The organism is Shewanella sp. 10N.286.51.B7 (assembly GCF_002873615.1).
GTDB classification, from domain to species: domain Bacteria; phylum Pseudomonadota; class Gammaproteobacteria; order Enterobacterales; family Shewanellaceae; genus Shewanella; species Shewanella electrodiphila.
Genome location: NZ_MCUF01000076.1, coordinates 17,995 through 38,565 on the forward strand (window position 1 = coordinate 17,995; position 20,571 = coordinate 38,565).

At 42.7% G+C, this 20,571-nt stretch carries 16 protein-coding genes; 7 read left to right on the plus strand and 9 right to left on the minus strand.

Features of this window, described 5'->3' with window-relative positions; genetic code table 11:
- Nucleotides 1-41 precede the first annotated feature (41 nt).
- Nucleotides 42-2,054, minus strand: a complete 2,013-nt coding sequence (rep, locus tag BCU84_RS18610; RefSeq protein WP_102529579.1) for a DNA helicase Rep — start codon at nt 2,052-2,054, stop codon at nt 42-44.
- 267 nt (nt 2,055-2,321) lie between these two features.
- Here rep and BCU84_RS18615 point away from each other — a divergent pair, with 267 nt between their 5' ends.
- On the plus strand, nt 2,322-2,576 hold the full coding sequence (locus BCU84_RS18615) for an accessory factor UbiK family protein (protein ID WP_102529550.1): 255 nt from the start codon (nt 2,322-2,324) through the stop codon (nt 2,574-2,576).
- A gap of 111 nt (nt 2,577-2,687) precedes the next feature.
- On the opposite strand, the gene BCU84_RS18620 is transcribed toward BCU84_RS18615, so the two are convergent.
- The 7 genes from BCU84_RS18620 to ilvC all read right to left on the minus strand — a co-directional run bounded on the left by BCU84_RS18620 (nt 2,688) and on the right by ilvC (nt 12,714).
- Complete coding sequence (locus BCU84_RS18620) at nt 2,688-3,842, minus strand: alanine--glyoxylate aminotransferase family protein (protein ID WP_102529551.1); 1,155 nt, start codon at nt 3,840-3,842, stop codon at nt 2,688-2,690.
- Between the two features lie 262 nt (nt 3,843-4,104).
- The gene (ilvA, locus tag BCU84_RS18625) at nt 4,105-5,643 is read right to left on the minus strand and encodes a threonine ammonia-lyase, biosynthetic (RefSeq protein ID WP_102529552.1); all 1,539 of its coding nucleotides are present in this window, start codon (nt 5,641-5,643) and stop codon (nt 4,105-4,107) included.
- Between the two features lie 118 nt (nt 5,644-5,761).
- The gene (gene ilvD / locus BCU84_RS18630) at nt 5,762-7,621 is read right to left on the minus strand and encodes a dihydroxy-acid dehydratase (protein WP_102529553.1); all 1,860 of its coding nucleotides are present in this window, start codon (nt 7,619-7,621) and stop codon (nt 5,762-5,764) included.
- 115 nt (nt 7,622-7,736) lie between these two features.
- Nucleotides 7,737-8,672, minus strand: coding sequence for a branched-chain amino acid transaminase (locus BCU84_RS18635; RefSeq protein ID WP_102529554.1), 936 nt, complete (start codon nt 8,670-8,672; stop codon nt 7,737-7,739).
- Nucleotides 8,673-8,703: 31 nt separating this feature from the next.
- The gene (gene ilvM / locus BCU84_RS18640; protein ID WP_102529555.1) at nt 8,704-8,979 is read right to left on the minus strand and encodes an acetolactate synthase 2 small subunit; all 276 of its coding nucleotides are present in this window, start codon (nt 8,977-8,979) and stop codon (nt 8,704-8,706) included.
- Nucleotides 8,976-10,661 carry an acetolactate synthase 2 catalytic subunit gene (gene ilvG / locus BCU84_RS18645; RefSeq protein WP_102529556.1) on the minus strand — a complete coding sequence of 562 codons (1,686 nt, stop codon included), beginning with the start codon at nt 10,659-10,661 and terminating at the stop codon, nt 8,976-8,978. The genes ilvM and ilvG overlap by 4 nt, the downstream gene beginning before the upstream one ends.
- A gap of 571 nt (nt 10,662-11,232) precedes the next feature.
- On the minus strand, nt 11,233-12,714 hold the full coding sequence (ilvC, locus tag BCU84_RS18655) for a ketol-acid reductoisomerase (RefSeq protein ID WP_102529558.1): 1,482 nt from the start codon (nt 12,712-12,714) through the stop codon (nt 11,233-11,235).
- Between the two features lie 202 nt (nt 12,715-12,916).
- Between ilvC and ilvY the strand changes: the two genes are divergently transcribed.
- Nucleotides 12,917-13,789, plus strand: coding sequence for an HTH-type transcriptional activator IlvY (ilvY, locus tag BCU84_RS18660; RefSeq protein ID WP_102529559.1), 873 nt, complete (start codon nt 12,917-12,919; stop codon nt 13,787-13,789).
- Nucleotides 13,790-13,947: 158 nt separating this feature from the next.
- Here the strand turns inward: ilvY and BCU84_RS18665 are convergent, their stop codons facing one another.
- Nucleotides 13,948-14,169: a hypothetical protein gene (locus BCU84_RS18665; protein WP_133146661.1), complete on the minus strand. Its 222-nt coding sequence runs from the start codon at nt 14,167-14,169 to the stop codon at nt 13,948-13,950.
- 169 nt (nt 14,170-14,338) lie between these two features.
- Here BCU84_RS18665 and BCU84_RS18670 point away from each other — a divergent pair, with 169 nt between their 5' ends.
- The 5 genes from BCU84_RS18670 to BCU84_RS18690 all read left to right on the plus strand — a co-directional run bounded on the left by BCU84_RS18670 (nt 14,339) and on the right by BCU84_RS18690 (nt 20,376).
- The gene (locus BCU84_RS18670) at nt 14,339-15,571 is read left to right on the plus strand and encodes a YjgN family protein (protein WP_102529561.1); all 1,233 of its coding nucleotides are present in this window, start codon (nt 14,339-14,341) and stop codon (nt 15,569-15,571) included.
- Between the two features lie 52 nt (nt 15,572-15,623).
- A complete protein-coding gene (locus BCU84_RS18675; RefSeq protein WP_102529562.1) occupies nt 15,624-16,658 on the plus strand; it encodes a M48 family metallopeptidase in 1,035 nt (344 codons plus the stop codon).
- Between the two features lie 200 nt (nt 16,659-16,858).
- A complete protein-coding gene (locus BCU84_RS18680) occupies nt 16,859-18,379 on the plus strand; it encodes a YifB family Mg chelatase-like AAA ATPase (RefSeq protein ID WP_102529563.1) in 1,521 nt (506 codons plus the stop codon).
- Between the two features lie 162 nt (nt 18,380-18,541).
- Nucleotides 18,542-19,429: an acyltransferase gene (locus tag BCU84_RS18685; protein ID WP_102529564.1), complete on the plus strand. Its 888-nt coding sequence runs from the start codon at nt 18,542-18,544 to the stop codon at nt 19,427-19,429.
- 14 nt (nt 19,430-19,443) lie between these two features.
- Nucleotides 19,444-20,376 (plus strand): acyltransferase, encoded by a 933-nt coding sequence (locus BCU84_RS18690; protein WP_102529565.1) that lies wholly within the window; start codon nt 19,444-19,446, stop codon nt 20,374-20,376.
- The last annotated feature ends 195 nt before the right edge of the window (nt 20,377-20,571 follow it).

A 20,571-nucleotide genomic window follows, 5' to 3' on the forward strand; every position in this document is an offset into this window, starting at 1 on the left:
CATAAGCCATAAGCCATAAGGCGAGTATTGAAGAGATATTGCTATTTTTTAAACATATCTCGAATATTAGCAATATTGGTTTTAGCGGATTGCGCTTTTTCTTGCTCAGTTTGTTTTGGCTTACGGTTTTCCCAAATCAAATCATCTTGCGGTAATTCCAGCAAAAATCTGCTGGGTTCGCAGCGCATGGTTTCACCAAACTGGCGACGTTCGCGGCACATAGTAAACCATAACTCTTTTTGTGCACGTGTAATGCCCACATAAGCTAAACGGCGCTCTTCATCAACATTATCCTCATCGATGCTCGATTGATGCGGTAAAATACGCTCTTCAGTACCCACCATAAACACATATGGGTACTCCAAGCCTTTTGAAGCATGCAGTGTCATCAATTGAACTTGATCGCCACCTTCATCTTCTTGGTTGCGTTCCATCATGTCACGTAAAGTAAGGCGCGTTACCACTTCTGGTAATGTCATCGGCTCATCTAATTCATCACCTTCCAGCATTTCAGTCACCCAACGGTATAACTCTGAAATATTTTTCATTCGCATTTCAGCCGCTTTGGCACTGGTACTGGTTTCATATAGGTAATCTTCGTAATTTATCTTACGAATAAGCTGTTTAATTGCATCTACAGGTTCACCGCGAGTGGCAATTTCACCGGTATCAACAATAAACTTACCGAACTGATACAGGGAGGCCATTGCCGCTGGCGCTAAATGATGATTAAGCTCTGCCTGAAAAATCGCTTCAAACATCGAGATTTGTTTTTGATTGGCGTAATTACCAAGACGCTCAAGCGTTGCGGGGCCAATACCACGCTTAGGCAAATTTACCACACGTAAAAATGCATTGTCATCATCAGGGTTCACTACTAAACGTAAGTAAGCCATGATGTCTTTAATTTCTGCGCGGGCGAAAAACGACGTACCACCAGATAACTTGTAAGGGATCCGGTTGGTCATTAAGGCGCGCTCTAACAGCCTTGATTGATGGTTACCTCGATACAAGATCGCATAATCACCAAATTTAGTTTTGCCCATAAACTTATGACGAACTATCTCAGCGATAACACGTTCGGCCTCTTGCTCTTCATTGGCGGCAAACAGCACTCTGAGCGGCTCACCGTAAGCGAGTTCACTGAACAGTTTTTTATCGTAAACATGGGGGTTGTTAGCAATCAGGATATTCGCTGCACGCAAAATTCGTTGGCTAGAACGGTAATTTTGCTCTAACTTGATTAAGCGTAATTGCGGGAAGTCTTTGCCCAATAACACCAAGTTTTGTGGTTTAGCACCACGCCACGAATAAATGGATTGGTCATCATCACCTACCACGGTAAAACGAGCTCGTTCACCCACTAATAGCTTCACCAATTCATATTGGCTGGTATTGGTATCTTGATATTCATCCACAAGCAAGTACTGAAAACGAGTTTGCCAACGAGTGCGCACTTCTTCATTGTTACGTAATAATAATGTCGGCAGCAAAATAAGATCATCAAAATCTAGCGCATTGTAAGCTTTCATGTGCTGAGCGTAGCGTTGATATAATTTAGCAAATAATTGCGTTTGTTCATCACCGCCACGTTTAAGCGCTTGATCAGGAATGACTAAGTCGCCTTTCCAATTAGAAATGGCACTGGCAAGGGCTTTAATGAGATCTTTATCTTCTTCAAGCTCATCTTCAGTAAGCTCTTTAAGCAGTGCAAAGGTATCTTGATCATCAAACAGCGAAAAGCCTGCTTTTAAACCGACCACTTTATGCTCACGCTTGATGATCTCTAACCCCAGCGTATGGAATGTAGAGATCCATAATCCACGAGCTTCTTTGCGTCCCATCGATTGTGAAACACGCTCTTTCATTTCACGCGCAGCTTTATTGGTAAAAGTCACAGCGGCAATATTGCGCGCCTTGTAGCCACACTTTTCGACTAAGTATTCAATTTTGTTAATAATTACCCGAGTTTTACCACTGCCTGCCCCTGCTAATACTAAACAAGGTCCAGAAACATAGTGAACGGCATCATTTTGCCCAGGATTTAACTTCATGCTGTCGACTTTACCAATAACGAAAATAAACGGAGTGCGATCATACCAGAAAGCAGCGATCGACAATGATTAAATTCAACGATATCACTATTCGGTTAACCCTTAAGGCGATTCGATCGAAAGCGGCATAGCAAGCGTATTGATTATCAAGCTCTCCCCTGCAATGTTAGAACCATCACACAAGCTGAGCGATAACTTTGGACATGCAGACGGGCTCAGGTACAATTAACTCATAAACAAGAAACCTAATTGAAGATGGTATTGACGATGATTAATCCAAAAAAACTTGAAGAAGTTGCTAAGCAGCTGAGTGATAACCTTCCTAGTGGTGTAAAGCAATTTGCAGGCGAATTCGAAGAGCGTTCAAAGCAAGTTTTACAAAGCCAACTAATGAAATTAGATGTCGTTTCTCGTGAAGAGTTTGAAGTTCAGCAGCACGTGTTACTAAAAACCCGTGAAAAACTCGAAGCATTACAAGCTCAAGTTGAAGAATTAGAAAAAAAGCTTTCAGCTGACGCATAACTCCAGCTGATAGTAGATTCAATTAACGATAAAACAAAAATGGCATCCTAGGATGCCATTTTTTTATGCTCACTTAGCGAAGTTAATCTCTAATTAAGTGCAGATGAAGTGCTAATTAAGCACTTCATCTAATGCGCGCAAACATAAAGCGACGTTTTCGCGGCGGGCAGCATACCCCATCAAACCGATACGCCAAGCTTTACCAGCCAGAGCACCCAATCCAGCACCGATTTCAAGATTATAATTTTCCAGTAATTGCTTTCTCACTAACGCATCATCTGCGCCCTGTGGAATGTATACTGCGTTCAGCTGTGGTAAACGACACGACTCATCAACAACAAAGTTCAATCCTAATTGTTCAAGGCCACTGCGTAATAATTGGTGCATATCAGCATGACGCTGCCAGGCATTTTCTAAGCCTTCAGTGGCGAGTAATCGTAATGACTCATGCAATGCATATAGTGCATTCACTGGCGCAGTATGGTGGTAGCTTCGTTTAGCACCGCTGTCTTTATTACCCCAATAGCCCATCACTAAAGTTTGATCTAAAAACCAACTTTGCACAGGCGTAGTTCGACTTTTGATTTTCGCGACGGCTTTATCAGAAAATGACACAGGTGAAATACCTGGTACACATGAAAGACACTTCTGACTACCAGAATATATGGCGTCAATGCCCCATTCATCAACACGTAGCTCAACACCACCAAGCGAGGTCACAGCATCAACGATTGAAATACAATCATGTTGCTGCGCTAAAGCACATAAGCTTTTAGCGTCAGATAATGCGCCGGTTGAGGTTTCAGCATGCACAAATGCGAGAAACTTAGCATCAGGGTTCGCTTTCAGCGCTGCTTCTACGGCCTCGACAGAAACGGGTTCGCCCCACTCGTTATCGACGACAACAGCAGTGGCACCCACACGTTCAACGTTTTGGCGCATACGCTCGCCAAAGACACCATTGCGACAAACAATGACTTTTTCGCCAGCTTCAACCAAGTTAACAAAACACGTTTCCATTCCCGCACTGCCAGGTGCAGACACGGCTAAGGTCATTTCGTTTTCAGTTTGAAAGGCGTATTGAATAAGGGACTTTAACTCATCCATCATTGCGACAAATAATGGGTCTAAATGACCGATGGTTGGCTTAGCTTGTGCAGCAAGTACTTCTGGATACACGTCTGAAGGGCCAGGCCCCATTAGCGTGCGACGTGGTGGATTAAAAGCATTAATACTTGGTGCAGAAATTGTTGGTACAGATAACATCAAAGTCTCCTTGGCTCGAGGTCAATTTGTAATAGCTCAATGAAACCTACATTTTTAATTTTATTTAACGCCACCGAATATTATCTCGTTTGTGGCTATTGCCTCTTTGGGCTGAAATGACAATAACACACAGATAAGCCAAAAGGCGCTATCCACATGAAATTTATTAGCTAAAAATCCTTTTTAGTACTTATCTCACCCCAAAAAAAATAGCTTCCCGAAGAAGCTATTTTAATGAGTCAAGATGATGAAAAAGGTGAGACTAATGCTGACCTGAACTTAAAAAGAGCTGATAAGCAGGGCTATGAGTTTCTTCTTGATAAACAAAACCTAAATCAGTCAAAAACTGGGCGAATGCCGCCTCATCTGAAGCGGGTACTTCAAACCCCGCCAATACACGACCAAATGCTGCGCCATGATTACGGTAATGGAATAAGCTGATATTCCATTGGCTTTGAAGCGTGGTTAAAAACTTAAGTAACGCCCCAGGGTGCTCTGGAAACTCAAAGCTAAACAAGCGCTCATCTAACGGCTCTGGTGGGCGACCACCGACCATATAGCGCACATGAAGCTTGGCGGTTTCATCTTCAGATAAATCCTGAACCTGAAAACCTTCAGCTTCTAAGTTGGTAATAATCTCATCTAACTCAGCTTGGCCTTGGCTAATGCGAATACCTGCAAACACCACTGCGCTGTCACGACTATTAAAACGATAGTTAAACTCTGTCATTGCCCGTCTATTGAGAATTTGGCAAAAACGTAAAAAGCTGCCCGGTTTTTCAGGCACTTTTACTGCTAACACGGCTTCTTTTTGTTCACCCAACTCACAGCGCTCAGACACATAACGTAAACTATGAAAGTTGACATTGGCGCCACTTAATATCGCCGCAACCTTCTCACCTTTACCCGCCTCTTTTGGATGCTGCTGTATGTATTTTTTAAGTCCAGCAACAGACAATGCACCTGCGGGTTCTGATATAGCGCGGGTATCTTCAAAAATATCTTTAACCGCTGCGCAGATTTCATCTGATGTTACCGTTATGACCTCATCGACATAATCTTTCGCGACTCTGAAAGGTTCCTCACCAATGCGTTTTACTGCTACGCCATCAGCAAATAAGCCAACTTGCGATAATGTCACTGGCTCGCCAGCTTCCATGGCCGCCTTTAAACAAGCGGCATCTTCAGGTTCAACACCGACAATTTTAACTTGAGGCATCACCGCTTTGTAATAAGCTGCAATACCTGCAATTAATCCACCACCACCTACTGGTACAAATACGGTATCAAGGTCGCGTTGTTGCTGCAGCATTTCTTGGGCAATTGTGCCTTGACCTGCTATCACAGCTTCGTCATCAAACGGGGCTATATATGTGCGATTTTCCGTTTCGGCTAATTGCTTAGCATGCTCGTTTGCTTGATCAAACGCTTCACCAAATAACACCACATTGCCACCGAGTCTTTTTACAGCATCGATTTTAATTTCTGGGGTCGTACCAGGCATAACAATGACTGCATCAATGCCTCTACTGGCTGCTGACATTGCCACACCTTGAGCATGGTTGCCCGCAGAAGCGCACACCACACCGTCTTTACATTGCTGCGGCGTTAGCTGTGACATACGGTTATATGCACCACGCAATTTAAACGAATGCACTGGTTGCATATCTTCACGCTTAAGATAAACCTGACTACCTAAGCGAGCCGATAATTTATTTAAACTCGACAGCGGCGTGACTTTCGCTACGTCGTAAACTGATGACAGCAGCGTTTTTTGCAAATACTCTTGTGCTAAAGACATAGGCTTAATTCCATCAGTGTTGGTTATATTTCAAATGCACACATTCTTAATACCTTTACCTAAGAACATAAGGTTTAGGATAATAAGAATGTGCTGATAATAAGCTTAATTTATTCGCTTAGCCTTCTAACTTACTGCGGTCGCGAATCGCGCCTTTATCGGCACTGGTTGCCAATAAAGCATACGCTTTAAGTGCTAATGACACGTAACGCTCACGGCTAACAGGTTTCCACGCTAATGGGCCTTTGGCATCCATTGCCGCTTTACGCTTAGCCAGCTCAGCATCCGAAACGGCTAATTTGATACTACGAGATGGAATATCAATCTCAATTTGATCGCCATTTTCAACTAACGCAATGGTGCCACCAGCCGCTGCTTCTGGTGAGATATGGCCAATTGATAATCCAGAAGTCCCACCTGAAAAACGACCATCGGTGATAAGTGCGCATGCTTTACCTAAACCACGGGATTTAAGATAAGTGGTTGGATACAACATTTCTTGCATTCCAGGGCCACCTTTAGGGCCTTCATAACGGATAACAACCACATCACCGGCAACCACTTCACCACCTAAAATGCCATCAACAGCATCGTCTTGGCTTTCGTATATTCTTGCACTACCCGTAAAGGTGAGGTTTTCTTCATCTACACCCGCAGTTTTAACGATACAGCCATTTTCAGCCACGTTACCCGATAACACCGCTAAGCCACCTTCTTGGCTAAAAGCGTTTTCACGAGTACGAATACAGCCTTCTTGACGATCATCATCTACGCTATCCCAGTAACAGTCTTGACTGAATGCCGTTTGGGTAGGGATACCTGCAGGACCTGCACTGTAAAAGCGTCTTACATCCGCATCTTGAGTTTGAGCAATATCATATTTGGCTAACACTGACTTTAAGTTGCCGCCGTTATCAGCAGCAACATGCGGTACGTCGGTATGTAATAAACCGGCCCGGTCTAATTCACCTAAAATGCCCATCACACCACCAGCACGATGCACATCTTCCATGTGGTATTTCGGTGTTGAAGGAGCGACTTTACATAAATGCGGCACCAAGCGAGACATTCTATCAATGTCATCCATGGTGAAATCGACTTCACCTTCTTGCGCTGCTGCAATCAAATGTAAAACGGTATTAGATGAACCACCCATAGCGATATCCAATGCCATCGCGTTTTCGAATGCCTTAAATGAAGCGATATTACGTGGTAAAACACTGTCATCGTCATCACGGTAATAACGGGTCGCAAGATCCATAACGCGGCGACCGGCTTCTAAAAATAGGTTACGACGAGCTGCGTGTGTGGCAAGAAGAGAACCATTACCAGGCAAAGACAGACCTAATGCTTCAGTTAAACAGTTCATTGAGTTCGCAGTGAACATACCTGAACAAGAACCACATGTTGGACAAGCGCTTCGTTCAATTTGCTTGCTGTCTTCATCACTGACATTAGTATCTGCACCTGCCACCATTGCATCGACTAAATCGAGTTTAATGATTTGATCTGAAAGCTTAGTTTTACCCGCTTCCATTGGGCCACCTGACACAAAAACGACTGGAATATTCAGTCTTAACGCCGCCATCAACATGCCAGGAGTAATTTTGTCACAGTTAGAAATACACACTAATGCATCAGCACAATGCGCATTCACCATGTATTCAACACTGTCGGCAATCAGCTCGCGAGAAGGTAGGCTGTACAGCATGCCGCCGTGCCCCATAGCAATACCATCATCGACAGCAATGGTATTGAACTCTTTAGCAATGCCACCCGCTTCTTCAATTGCGCCTGCAACCAATTGGCCCATATCTTTTAAATGCACATGCCCCGGAACAAATTGAGTAAACGAGTTTGAAATGGCAATAATTGGTTTACCAAAATCCTTTTCTTTTACACCAGTTGCACGCCATAACGCGCGTGCTCCTGCCATGTTGCGACCTTCGGTACTGGTTGCTGAGCGTAGTTTAGGCATTGTTTTTTCCTTCCTTTGTCATTCCATTATTTTCGATGGAATTGGTCAAATATGGTCATGTTTTGGTAGTTAATAGACTACTCACAGGATTTTTCATTATTATTTGTAGCCAGTTTTATACTGACTTTTTAAGCGGTTCTAGCCAGCCCCATTTATCTTCGGTTTCACCATTAAAGAGGCCAAAAAAACTGCTCTGAACTTGTTTGGTCACTGGGCCGCGTTTGCCCGCGCCCACTTCGATGCGATCAACACTTCTAACAGGGACAATTTCAGCTGCTGTGCCTGTCATAAAAATCTCGTCTGCAACGTACAAAAACTCACGTGCCATTGCTTCTTCAATCACTTCATAGCCTAAGTCTTTAGCTAGCACCATGATGGTATCTCGGGTGATCCCTTTCAAAATTGCCGCTGTTGCTGGCGGGGTATAAATCTTATTGTTTTTAACCACAAATAAGTTAGCCCCTGCGCCTTCACTGACTAAACCGTTGGTATCAAGTGCAATACCTTCATCAAAGCCATTACGTTTTGCTTCAGTCGAAATTTGCAGTGAAGATAAATAATTCCCCCCCGCTTTAGCGCCTGTAGGAATCGTATTTGGCGCCAAGCGTTGCCATGAAGTGACCGCGACATCAACACCTGCATCCATGCTGTCTTCACCTAGGTATGCTCCCCATGCAAAAGCCGCTACGACCATATCACATTGGGCATCAATTGGCGGGGTGATCCCCATGCCTACATCCCCTAAAAATATTAACGGGCGAATATACGCACTCGGTAAATTATTACTCATGACTGAGTCATTACAGGCTTGCATCACTTGATCAAAACTATAAGGCACATTCATCCGGTAAATTTTGGCTGAATCAAACAGACGCTGCACATGATCTGTTAACCGAAAACCCGCTGGGCCAAGGTGAGTATCATAAATACGAATGCCTTCAAATACTGAGGTGCCGTAATGCATTGCGTGAGTCATCACGTGTACTTTGGCGTTCTGCCAAGGCATGATTTCACCATTAAACCAAATGAGTTCTGATTGTGTCGCAGCCATAATGTTTTCCTTGTTGAATATTGATGAATGGTTAAGCGCTTACTGAAGCTGGTGTTTCAGCTCCAACTGGCACTGCTGAGCTTGTGAGCACTTGGCAATCAAGCACATCAAATAACTTAGTCAGTTGATGTGTTAACAATCCAATTACTCGCTCACTTTCGACATCAAAATTCACTTTTAATGTACTGTCTTCATTTACGGTCATGGTTAATTCTGTCAAGGTAAAGCCGCGATGACGTGTCACACGTAAAACACGCTCTAGCACCTCAGGTTGCGGCTTTAATCTTAATTCAACTGCATGCATCATGTTTGCTTCTCCATTTGGTCCATCATGTCACTGTTACATGCCCCTGGTGGGACTAACGGCCATACATTAAACGCATCATCAATAGCGACATGCAGCATAAAAGGCCCCGGGGTTGCGAGCATTTCATCAAGCGCGGCTTCTACTTCTTCAGCGCGATGAATGGTGCGGCCTGGAATATCAAAAGCTGATGCCATTAACACAAAATCAGGATTATCGGATAAATCAGTTTCGCTATAACGTTGCTCAAAAAACAATTGCTGCCATTGCTTTACCATGCCTAATTTTTGGTTATCAATAAGCAGTATTTTTACGGGTAATTTACGACGTTTGATGGTGGTAAGCTCTTGTACATTCATCATGAATGATCCGTCACCCGATACCGTTACAACGGTCGCATCAGGTCGAGCAACTTGAGCGCCAATTGCTGCTGGTAAGCCAAACCCCATGGTGCCTAAACCCGCACTAGATAAATGATCCTCAGGACGGCGGAACCACATGTGCTGCGCCACCCACATTTGATGCTGGCCCACATCACAACTCACGACACTGTCTTCTGGTAACTTGTTAGCTAAGCGGCGTAACATTGCTGGAGCATAGATAAGATCGCCAGGGTGTTGATAATCCCATTGATGCTCACGGTATAAGTCTTCCACTTCTTGTTGCCACTGCGTCAATTCAGCTTGCATATCCAATGATGCTGCAAGGGCGGGTAACACTTGACGGAAATCTGCTGAAATCGCTACATCAGCCTGACGTAGCTTGTTAATTTCGGCAATATCGATATCAAGGTGCAATACTTTGGCATTTCCAGCAAAAGTGGCTAAACGCCCAGTCACCCGATCATCAAAACGTGCACCGACAACAATCAATAGATCGCATGACTGCACCGCTAAATTTGCCGCTTTGCCACCATGCATGCCTAACATACCAAGGTAACCTTTAGTGCCATGGGCAATGGCGCCTAAGCCTTTCAATGTGGCAACAGATGGAATACCTGTTTTATCAATAAACTGACGCAAATGATCGACCGCGCCAGCCATGCCTACGCCACCACCAACATATAAAATGGGTTTCTTTGCTTGCTGTAATAATTCACGTGCAGCATCTATGGCTGTGACTTCAGGTGCAGGTTCTTCAGTGACAGTCAGTAATGGTGTTTTATACTCAAGCTCTGCTATTTGGATGTCTTTAGGTATATCAACTAATACTGGACCTGGGCGGCCTGAAGCCGCGATTTCAAACGCTTTATATAAGGTTGGAATTAATTCATTAATATCGGTGACCATAAAGCTGTGTTTGGTGCATGATAATGACATCCCCAATACATCGATTTCTTGGAAGGCATCGGTACCTATCACGGCGGTAGAGACTTGGCCAGTTATCGCAACAACAGGCACTGAGTCCAATAGCGCATCAGACAAAGAGGTAATAAGGTTAGTGGCACCGGGTCCTGATGTCGCGAAACACACCCCTGTTTTACCACTTGCTCTAGCATAACCGACTGCGGCAAATGCAGCGCCTTGTTCATGGCGACTCAAAAGGTGTTCTACTGGGTGACCATAGAGTGCATCGTAAATCGGCATAATTGCGCCACCAGGATAACCAAATACCGTGGTCACACCGTGTGCGGCTAAAACTTTAATGACTGCGTCTGCACCACGCATTTTCTGCCCTGATTCCATATTGATACTCTCGTCATTGATCTGCGTTTAAAATTAAATATTTTTTGATAAAGCGACATAGTCACAGTGATTGTTAAAGCCCATAAAACAAAAAACCCCCGGTCCTTTCGGAGCGGGGGTTTTTGCAAATTCTGACTATTAACTCAGTCTCGTTGCCAAACGCCACCCCCGCGGTGACTTAATAATCACGACGGTAATAATCACAATAATGAGCTGGGCAGCTTGGTTAAACATAAATAACTGAGTCCTAAAAAATATTTGTTAACTTTTCTGTTAAGTCAGGCTCAGTGCCAGACTTGTTTATAATTCATCCTCTATAGGAGTACCATAAAGTGATTTATAAACACAACAAAAAATCCTGTGTTGTAAAAAAAATTCAGCTTCCCTGCCGAGACAATGCAAACAACAACAAAAATCTAAAGCTATGAAGGTAAGTTTAAATTCATCGGTGAACTTAAATTACCCCCCTAATTTTCAATAGATTGTTTCTACTTATCATTCATTGAAAGTAGATTTGATGCCTGCTCGACAGCCTAGCTGAACAGGTACTTCACAACACAATCAACAAATATTAGCTAGCTTCAACAATACCTTTCATATCAGTCATGTAACCGCGTAACTCTGCACCAATAAACTCAACATCGGTATGACGAATCGCTTCATTCACTTCAATTAAACGCTTGTTATCAACACTGTTTGAGCCTTCTTTTAGGCCAGCGCCAAGTAACTCAGATGACATTGACTTAACGTAATCAGTTAATAATGGCACTGCTGCGTGGTTGAATAAGTAACAACCATATTCTGCAGTATCAGAGATCACGACGTTCATTTCGTATAAACGTTTACGTGCAATAGTGTTCGCAATAAGTGGCGTTTCATGCAAAGACTCATAATAAGCTGACTCTTCGATGATGCCGGCAGCAACCATTGTATCGAATGCTAATTCCACACCCGCTTTGATCATAGCAACTAAGAAAATGCCTTTATCAAAGTAAGTTTGTTCATCAATGTACTCGTCAGATACAGGTGAGTTTTCAAATGCCGTTTCGTTGGTTTCTGCTCTCCAACGCAATAAGTTCGCATCGTCATTAGCCCAGTCTGCCATCATGGTGCGAGAAAACTCACCGCTGATGATGTCATCCATGTGCTTTTCAAATAGTGGCTTAAGAATCACTTTTAATTCTTCAGCAACTTCAAATGCTTTCACTTTGGCAGGATTTGATAAACGGTCCATCATGTTAGTGATGCCGCCATGTTTCAGCGCTTCAGTAACCGTTTCCCAACCTTGTTGGATTAACTTTCCTGCGTAGCCTGGTTCAACACCGTCAGCAACCATTTTCTCGTAACCAAGAATGGCGCCAGTTTGTAACATGCCACAAAGAATCGTTTGCTCACCCATCAAGTCAGACTTAACTTCAGCGACAAATGAAGACAGTAAAACACCTGCACGATCGCCACCTGTAGCACTTGCATAGGCTTTAGCAATGGCAAGACCATCACCTTTAGGGTCGTTTTCAGGGTGAACAGCGATTAGCGTTGGTACACCAAAACCACGCTTATATTCTTCACGTACTTCAGTACCAGGACACTTAGGTGCAACCATCACAACAGTGATGTCAGGGCGAACCTGCATGCCTTCTTCAACGATATTAAAACCGTGTGAATAAGATAATGTTGAACCTTGCTTCATTAATGGCATAACCGCATTGACAACGTTTGAATGTTGCTTGTCTGGGGTTAAGTTCAACACTAAATCTGCATCAGGAATTAATTCTTCAAACGTACCTACTTTGAAACCGTTGTCGGTTGCTTGCTTCCAAGAAGCGCGCTTTTCAGCAATGGCTTGTGGACGTAGCGCAAAAGAAATATTTAAACCTGAGTCACGCATGTTCAGACCTTGGTTTAGGCCTTGTGCCCCACAACCTAAGATCACAATGTTCCAATCTTTGATAAAATTACAACCGTCACTAAACTCGGTACGGTCCATAAAGCGGCATTGTGCCAATTGAGCTAATTGTTGACGTAAATTCAGAGAGTTAAAATAGTTAGCCATCTGAGATACCACCTTTAATTCAGAAATTTGAGACGCAACATTCTGGCAGTCAAAGTGCTCAGAAGTTGTGATTGAAGTCACTATAGCGCATGCTTGTTATTGCTTAAAATGATATATTCGGAACATAACGTTTCATTTTATGCAATACTGGTAAAACCTTATATCGTTCAATAAACAACCAAGACTTGTACAAGGCAATCTCATGGATATTCGTGCGTTAAAACTCTACTTACACCTATGTGATAGTCTGCATTTTGGCAAAACAGCAGAACAAACCCATGTCAGCCCTTCGACCTTAAGTCGTGCCTTGCAACGCTTAGAAGAAGAAGTTGGTTGCAAATTATTTGAACGCGATAATCGCAGTGTCAGCATCACCCACGCAGGTAATGAATTTAAGCGCTTCGCCGAGCAGACATTATCAGAATGGCTTAATCTAAAAGGTCGCATCGACCCCGACCAGCCCCTGCTTCACGGGCGTATTAATCTGTATTGCTCTGTTACTGCAGCTTATAGCCATTTGCCTGCATTGTTAGATCGCTTCAGACGTGAGCATCCTTTAGTTGAAATCACTCTCATTACTGGTGATGCAGCCAATGCCGTGGATGAGATCCAGCACAATCGAGCCGACTTTGCGATTATTGCCTTGCCTGATTCGCTTCCAAACAGCCTACATTTTGAAGAAATTGATCAAGTACCTTTGCACGTCTACGCCCCAACAATACATTGCCAAGCCCAACAGATGATCAATCAAACACCAATCAACTGGGCACAACTACCCTTTATCGTGCCTGATCATGGACCAGGTCGTCGTAGAGCCGATAATTGGTTTAAAGCGATGGGGTTTAAGCCCAATATTTATGCACAAGTGTCAGGCCAAGAAGCCATTACATCGATGGTGGCACTGGGATGTGGTGTGAGCATCAGCCCTGAAGTAGTTGTCGAAAATAGCCCTGTAAGGGAGCGCTTAGTGAAGCTTGAGTCACCGCAGCTTATTCCCCCTTTTAAACTCGGGTGTTGCTGTAAAGAAAAACGTATTCAAGAGCCCATTTTAAAAGCATTTTTAGATGTGATTTAGTTAGGGCTTGATTGGCAAACCTCAAACACCTCTTGTTGATACAGAGCCTGCCATTGTTACCCAAAAATGATCGAAAATATCTGACTATCAATAGCTAACTATCAATTGACAAGTGACGATGAAAATTTAGTTCAAGGCACGAATTAAATTGTCTCATTTCATGATGCCCAGCGATGCTTACTCCAACTACTGCACGAGTAAAAACGAGCCGCCCACTGAGTTGACTTCAGCTTTTTTAATAACGCATAAGAATATACAGACAGATTGATGGTTGAAACTTTAACGCCTTCACCTGGGTTTCTATCGGTTTCTTTTAATGCTTTAACTACCCCAGCAGGCATTTGTTCGAGTACTACATCTAAATGAAATGACTCCGACACAATTCTTTTTCAGCGTCAGGATTTGGAAATATGGCATTAAAACATTCACTCTTGCCAGTATTTACATTAGCTACTTATGCATCAAATGTTATTAACTGATTAAGTACATTGATTTATTTGTCATTTAACGCTCTAATATGCAGCTTAATTCCAACGGAAGGAAATATAAATGAGCAATCTAGACTCAGCACAAGGCACAAGTGCCACTTCAGTTAATGCAATAACACCCTCAACTAAAACATCTTTTAAATTTCATGGCATTGGTGGTGAATTCTTTGGCATATGGATAGTGAATGTTTTGCTTACCATGGTCACATTTGGGATCTATTCAGCGTGGGCAAAAGTCCGCACAAATAATTACTTCTATGGCAATACGGATTTGGGCGGTGACAGGTTTGAATATCTCGCTAAACCAATGCAGATTTTAATTGGCCGTATTATCGCAGTTGTACTACTAATCACTTGGTCAATTCTCAGTAACAGTATGCCGCTAATAGCCATTTCCATGGCAATTCTATTTATGCTTGCAGTCCCTTTTCTTGCCGTCAGAAATGCACGTTTTGATGCCCGAATGACACGATTTCGTAATGTAAGGTTTGATTTTACAGGTACCTATAGCGGTGCGTATCTCAACCTTTTATTAAAGCCACTAGCGGCTTATGTCGCTGTCTTTGCTGGTGGCTTCGGTATCGGCATTGTCACTAAACTGTTCACCGACAATCCTATTGTCGTTGGTATTGCCATTACGACTGGTATCGTGTTCTTTTTTGCTGCTGCAATTTATTGTTACGCTTGGGTTAGCGCTGGTGTCGCGCAGTACTTAATTAATGGATATCGATATGGCGATAAAGCTTTTGCTGCAAAACTTGAAGTGCGCCAATACGTAAAAATTGCCCTAACAGCACTCGGGTTATTCTTCGCGGCTGGTTTTTTATTTACGCTGCTAAGTATGGTGTTCGGCTTGATGGGCACGATTATGGAACTGATTCAAAATGGCGCATCTGAAGCTGCATTAAAACAAAACACTGCGTTGATTGGCATGATGTTCGCTGGCTATTTCTTTATGTTCATTGTATCTATGCTGATCGCTGCGTACGTACAAGTTTGTGTGCGTAATTATGTCTTCAGTCAAACCCGTCTTGATGATGACTTGCAAATGGTCTCCTCAATGAAAACATCAAGTTTCCTTTATTTGGTCATCACCAACCTTTTATTGTTAATCGTCACAATGGGAATGGGTAAAGCTTGGGCAGATGTTCGCATTGCAAAATACTTTGCAGAGACGACTGCGGTTGAAGGTGATTTAACAAGGTTAGCTGTGCATGACCACGATCAACAAAGCAGTACAGCAATCGCAGATGAAGTTGCAGATGCTTTCGATATTAATATCGGTATTGTGTAAAAGCAGATAGAGGCCTAAAAATGTTCGCTGATTTATATAAGTGATAGTAGCCGTGATAGAAAAAGTCGCAGGGCATATTCTTGCCCCTAAACAAGCCACAAAATACCCAGCCACATTAGTGCTGGGTCAAAATGGAATGCTGACGTTGTCCTCAGAGGTTCATGCAGGCCAATTTCAGCTTGATCAAACTTCTGTCACCGATGCCATTGGAAGTATGGCCCGCCATATAACTTTTGCCAGCGGACATGTTTTTATCTCATCAGATCCTGCCGTCTTAAACCAATGGCTTAAAAAACACAGTCATAAAAGCCTTATTGACCAATTTGAAAAAAGCCTTGGACTCATTGTTATTGCCACACTTGTATCATTAGCGGCTCTATACTTTAGTGTTGCCCACGGCATACCTGCTGCGTCTAAAGCGATTGCTCAAGTCATACCTGATACCGTGATTGAAGAAGTAGGCGAGCAAACTTTTAGTTTAATTGAAACAATGGGGTTTAGTGACAGTCAACTCACTCAACAAAGGCAGAATGAGCTGCAACAATTGTTCAGCCTAACTCTGGAAAAACTGCAGCAACAGCAGATAACATTTACCATTACCCCCAGCTTATTAATCTATCAAAGTGAAGATGGTGCTAATGCATTTGCACTTGCTGATGGCCATATCATCTTAACTGATGACATGATAAAGCTCGCCAACAATGATCAACAACTCGAAGCCGTCATTTTGCATGAACTGGGTCATGTGCATCACCGACATGTCCTCACCACCTTGATTCAATCATCCATTTTGTCTGTAGCAGCCGCCATGATTGTTGGAGATGCTAGCGGCATCTCTGACATGCTTGTGAGCGTGACAGTATTAGGCACCAGTTTAACTTACTCACGTGATCATGAACGAGAAGCGGATCAATTCGCCGCTAGCCTGCTTACAACTTGGTATCACCATACTGATTCAATCATCGACTTATATCGATTGTTACAAGCAGAGCACAACCTCGATATGCCCGATTGGGCCAGTACTCACCCAAATATTGAAGAGCGCATCGAAACCCTAAAACAATTACCAGTAATTCCAGCTCAATAATCACCGCCCCTTTTTACTATTGTTTTAGTTATTCCTCCTTGATAGCAGCTATTTAATTAGCTGCTACACTTATTGCAACCAACTTAATACAGCAGATTAGCTGCAACAAACCAATTCACCTTTCTGTGGGTTAAGAGAGCTATAGATTAATTAACTGGCTCAACACTGTATTTTAAAATGAAAAACAAAAGGATTTGTTTATGGCGATTGCCTGTGTCATCACCCGTGCCTGCTGCGGGGTTGAAGCCCCTAAAGTCACTGTCGAAGTGCATTTAAGTAATGGATTACCCGCATTTAACTTAGTTGGATTACCTGAAACCTCAGTTAAAGAAGCTCGCGAGCGTGTTCGTAGTGCATTGATTAATGCAGGCTTTGAATTTCCAATGCAGCGCATTACGGTTAACCTTGCCCCTGCAGATTTGCCTAAACAAGGCGGTAGATATGATCTCCCAATTGCAATAGGGATTTTAGCGGCTTCAGGTCAAGTGCCATCAGATAAGCTAGCCCATAGTGAATTCATTGGTGAATTAGCCCTGTCAGGTGAGGTGCGTCCTTGTATTGGGATTTTGCCTGCCATTATTGCCGCTAAAAATCAGCAGCATCAGCTCTTTATCCCCCTAGAAAACCGCAGAGAGGCTGAATTAGTCGGTTATCAACAAACTCACTTTGTCGCTCATTTACAACACCTTGCATCTTTTATGCATGGCCAAGCTAAACTGCCTTTAGTGGATCAGCAGCCGCAATGGTTTGAAGAGGTAAGCACTGGAGCAGAATTGTGTTTAAGTGAAGTCATCGGCCAGTATCAAGCTAAACAAGGATTAGAAATCGCCGCTGCAGGTGGACATAACACGCTTTTTTTAGGGCCGCCAGGAACTGGCAAGAGTATGCTTGCCAATCGTATTATTCCGTTACTACCTAAGCTCAGCTACGAAGAAGCGATTGATGTGGCAGCTATTCATTCCGTTGCAGGGCTTAACATAAAACCTAATGCCTTTTTAGAAAGACCGTTTCGCGCACCGCATCATACCTGTTCATCGGTTTCTCTCGTCGGTGGTGGCAGTATTCCTAAACCAGGTGAAATTTCACTAGCCCACAGAGGCGTATTGTTTTTAGACGAAATAGCCGAGTTTCCACGTAAAGTACTCGATTGTCTGCGAGAACCTATGGAGTCTGGCGAAGTCGTTATTTCACGCGCGGCAGCCAAGGTTAAATTTTCGAGTCGATTTCAATTGATTGCAGCCATGAACCCAAGTCCTTGTGGTGATATTGAAAATGCACGTTCAACTCCCGATCAAATTCAACGATATTTATCCCGTTTGTCAGGCCCGTTTTTAGATCGATTTGATTTAACCATTGAAGTTCCGAAACTCCCTGCAGGCACACTCACTCAACCGCAAAAAACAGCTGAGAGCAGTGAAAGTATTGCCAAGCGCGTTAATCTTGCTAGGCAACGACAGTTTGCCCGTGCTGGCATGCTTAACAGTGAGCTATCACCAGCCTTGTTGAAGCAACATTTATCAATGAGTCAGGCTGATTTAGAGTTTCTCGACCAAAGTGTTCAACAACTGGGTTTATCTGTGCGGAGTTTTCATCGTATACAAAGAGTCGCTCGTACCATTGCCGATCTGCAACAATCAAACACCACAGAACGACGTCATATTGCTCAAGCACTGGGGTATCGCGCAATGGATCGACTGATGAATCGTTTAAGCCAGCAATAAAAAGCCCGTGCCGAGATAAAAATTATTAAAAAGCGGATAATTCAGCCCGATACCGATTATTTGACAGGTAATTTTTTAGTAAAAAATGCGATATTATTGTTCTGCTGATTGAGGATATGCTTATCACGGAGTAACATAAGCCTCCATTTACAGGAGAGCTAGATGCCGCTGTTCGCAAAAATTAAAGGATCTGTAGCATTTATTTGCTATGTCATAAACACTATCCTCTGGGTAACACCTATACTTATTTTCAGTATATTCAAGGTCTTGCCAATTATATTCATCCGTAAGGTTTGCAGCTATATTTTGGATAATTGCGCCAGCGCTTGGATCAGTGTCAATGGGATTATAGAAGCCATTTTTCATCCAACGAAGATTAAGTTGACTGGTGATAACCAATTCTCAGAAAAAGAATGGTACATGGTGATTGCCAATCACCAATCTTGGGTAGATATCTTAATTTTACAGCGAGTGTTTAATAGAAAAATTCCATTTTTAAAGTTTTTCTTAAAACAACAGCTCATTTATGTCCCAATTTTGGGTTTAGCTTGGTGGGCATTAGACTTCCCATTTATGCGTCGCTATTCAACAGCGCAGTTAAAGAGAAACCCTAAACTGAAAGGCAAAGATACCGAAATCACCCGTAAGTCTTGTGAAAAATTTAAGCACAAGCCTGTGAGTGTGATGAATTTTGTTGAAGGGACGCGGTTCCATCCTGGTAAACATAAAAAGCAAAGCTCGCCGTTTGAGCATCTACTCAAACCGAAAGCGGGTGGAATGGCTTTTGCGCTTGATGCCATGGGCAGCCAAATTAATAAATTAGTTAATGTCACCATTTACTATCCAGGTAAAATACCTTCTTATTGGGAGTATATTTGCAACGACCTAGATGAAGTACATGTTGATATTCAAGTAACAGATATCCCCGATGCTATGCGCGGTGATTACAGTAAAGACCGAGAGTTTAAAATTGAGTTTCAAAATCAATTGAATCAACTCTGGTTAGAAAAAGACAATAAAATCAGCTCAATGGCTGAAAACAATAAATAGAGGTATTTAGCTCCATGCTAAATTTTTTACCCGGTCCAATTATTTTTTTTATTAGTACCTGCTTATTGATTATTAATACTGTTCTATGGGCAGGCTTAATCAGTATTGGCGGCATCATTAAATTGTTCATCCCTTTTCAAGGACCTAGTAAAGCACTATTGAGCTTGATGAATCGTTTTATGTGGGCTTGGGCTACATGTAATGGCGGCATTTTGGCATTAATCGCTAAAGTCGAGTGGGACATTCAAGGTTTAGATGGGTTAGACCAAAATGGTTGGTATTTGCTTATCAGTAACCATGTCAGTGGTTTTGATATTGCTGCGCAAACTTATATCTTGCGAAACAATATTCCAATGCTGAAGTTTTTCTTAAAAAGAGAGCTTATTTTCGTGCCCTTTTTAGGCTTAGGTTGTTGGGCTCTTGGCATGCCATTTATGAACCGTACTAGTCCTGCGAAGCTTAAAAAGAATCCCAAATTAAAAGGCAAAGATTTAGAAACAACGCGTAAAGCCTGCGAAAAGTTTAAAAACACACCTACATCTATCATTAATTATGTAGAAGGCAGCCGTTTTACGCTTGATAAGCATCGTCGTCAACAATCACCTTATCGTCATCTTTTGCGCCCTAAAGCTGGCGGGATTGCTTTTACCCTGTCAGCAATGGGCGAGCAATTTACTGGTCTACTCAATATGACATTAGCCTATCCAGATGCGGACGCCAAAGCAAAGGAAGGCGTGCTTTATCAAGTCATGTCTGGTCGAGTAAAAAGAATTGTAGTGCGAGTTGAGCAACTACCTGTCCCGGTAGTAGATTCAGAAGTGTATTTCTCGCAAGCTGAAACACGGGTTGAGTTTCAGCGCTGGCTTAATAATGTTTGGCTAGAAAAAGATCAGCAACTAGACGAGATATTCAAACAGTACATAGCTGATACAACAGACAAAAAGTAGTCATTAATCTCATTTTAAAACACGCTAATTAGCGTGTTTTTTCGTTTTTACAGGCTCACTTCTTCTCATTGTTAATCACTACGCCATTTTATAACATTCACTAGAATCAAAAACTGAAATCTAATTTGAAATAAAACACATAGCTACGTAATATGGAGGTTATTGGCTGTAAATACCGTTAACGTGGTACTTACA

What these genes read in the sequence shown, in the direction of transcription:
- ilvD (WP_102529553.1), bottom strand. Translation starts at nt 7,621, where the DNA reads ATGCCTAAACTACGCTCAGCAACCAGTACCGAAGGTCGCAACATGGCA.
- ilvY (WP_102529559.1), top strand. Translation starts at nt 12,917, where the DNA reads ATGGATATTCGTGCGTTAAAACTCTACTTACACCTATGTGATAGTCTG.
- rep (WP_102529579.1), bottom strand. Translation starts at nt 2,054, where the DNA reads ATGAAGTTAAATCCTGGGCAAAATGATGCCGTTCACTATGTTTCTGGA.
- BCU84_RS18685 (WP_102529564.1), top strand. Translation starts at nt 18,542, where the DNA reads ATGCCGCTGTTCGCAAAAATTAAAGGATCTGTAGCATTTATTTGCTAT.
- ilvG (WP_102529556.1), bottom strand. Translation starts at nt 10,661, where the DNA reads ATGGAATCAGGGCAGAAAATGCGTGGTGCAGACGCAGTCATTAAAGTT.
- BCU84_RS18635 (WP_102529554.1), bottom strand. Translation starts at nt 8,672, where the DNA reads ATGGCTGCGACACAATCAGAACTCATTTGGTTTAATGGTGAAATCATG.
- BCU84_RS18615 (WP_102529550.1), top strand. Translation starts at nt 2,322, where the DNA reads ATGATTAATCCAAAAAAACTTGAAGAAGTTGCTAAGCAGCTGAGTGAT.
- ilvM (WP_102529555.1), bottom strand. Translation starts at nt 8,979, where the DNA reads ATGATGCATGCAGTTGAATTAAGATTAAAGCCGCAACCTGAGGTGCTA.
- ilvC (WP_102529558.1), bottom strand. Translation starts at nt 12,714, where the DNA reads ATGGCTAACTATTTTAACTCTCTGAATTTACGTCAACAATTAGCTCAA.
- BCU84_RS18670 (WP_102529561.1), top strand. Translation starts at nt 14,339, where the DNA reads ATGAGCAATCTAGACTCAGCACAAGGCACAAGTGCCACTTCAGTTAAT.
- BCU84_RS18690 (WP_102529565.1), top strand. Translation starts at nt 19,444, where the DNA reads ATGCTAAATTTTTTACCCGGTCCAATTATTTTTTTTATTAGTACCTGC.
- BCU84_RS18680 (WP_102529563.1), top strand. Translation starts at nt 16,859, where the DNA reads ATGGCGATTGCCTGTGTCATCACCCGTGCCTGCTGCGGGGTTGAAGCC.
- BCU84_RS18620 (WP_102529551.1), bottom strand. Translation starts at nt 3,842, where the DNA reads ATGTTATCTGTACCAACAATTTCTGCACCAAGTATTAATGCTTTTAAT.
- ilvA (WP_102529552.1), bottom strand. Translation starts at nt 5,643, where the DNA reads ATGTCTTTAGCACAAGAGTATTTGCAAAAAACGCTGCTGTCATCAGTT.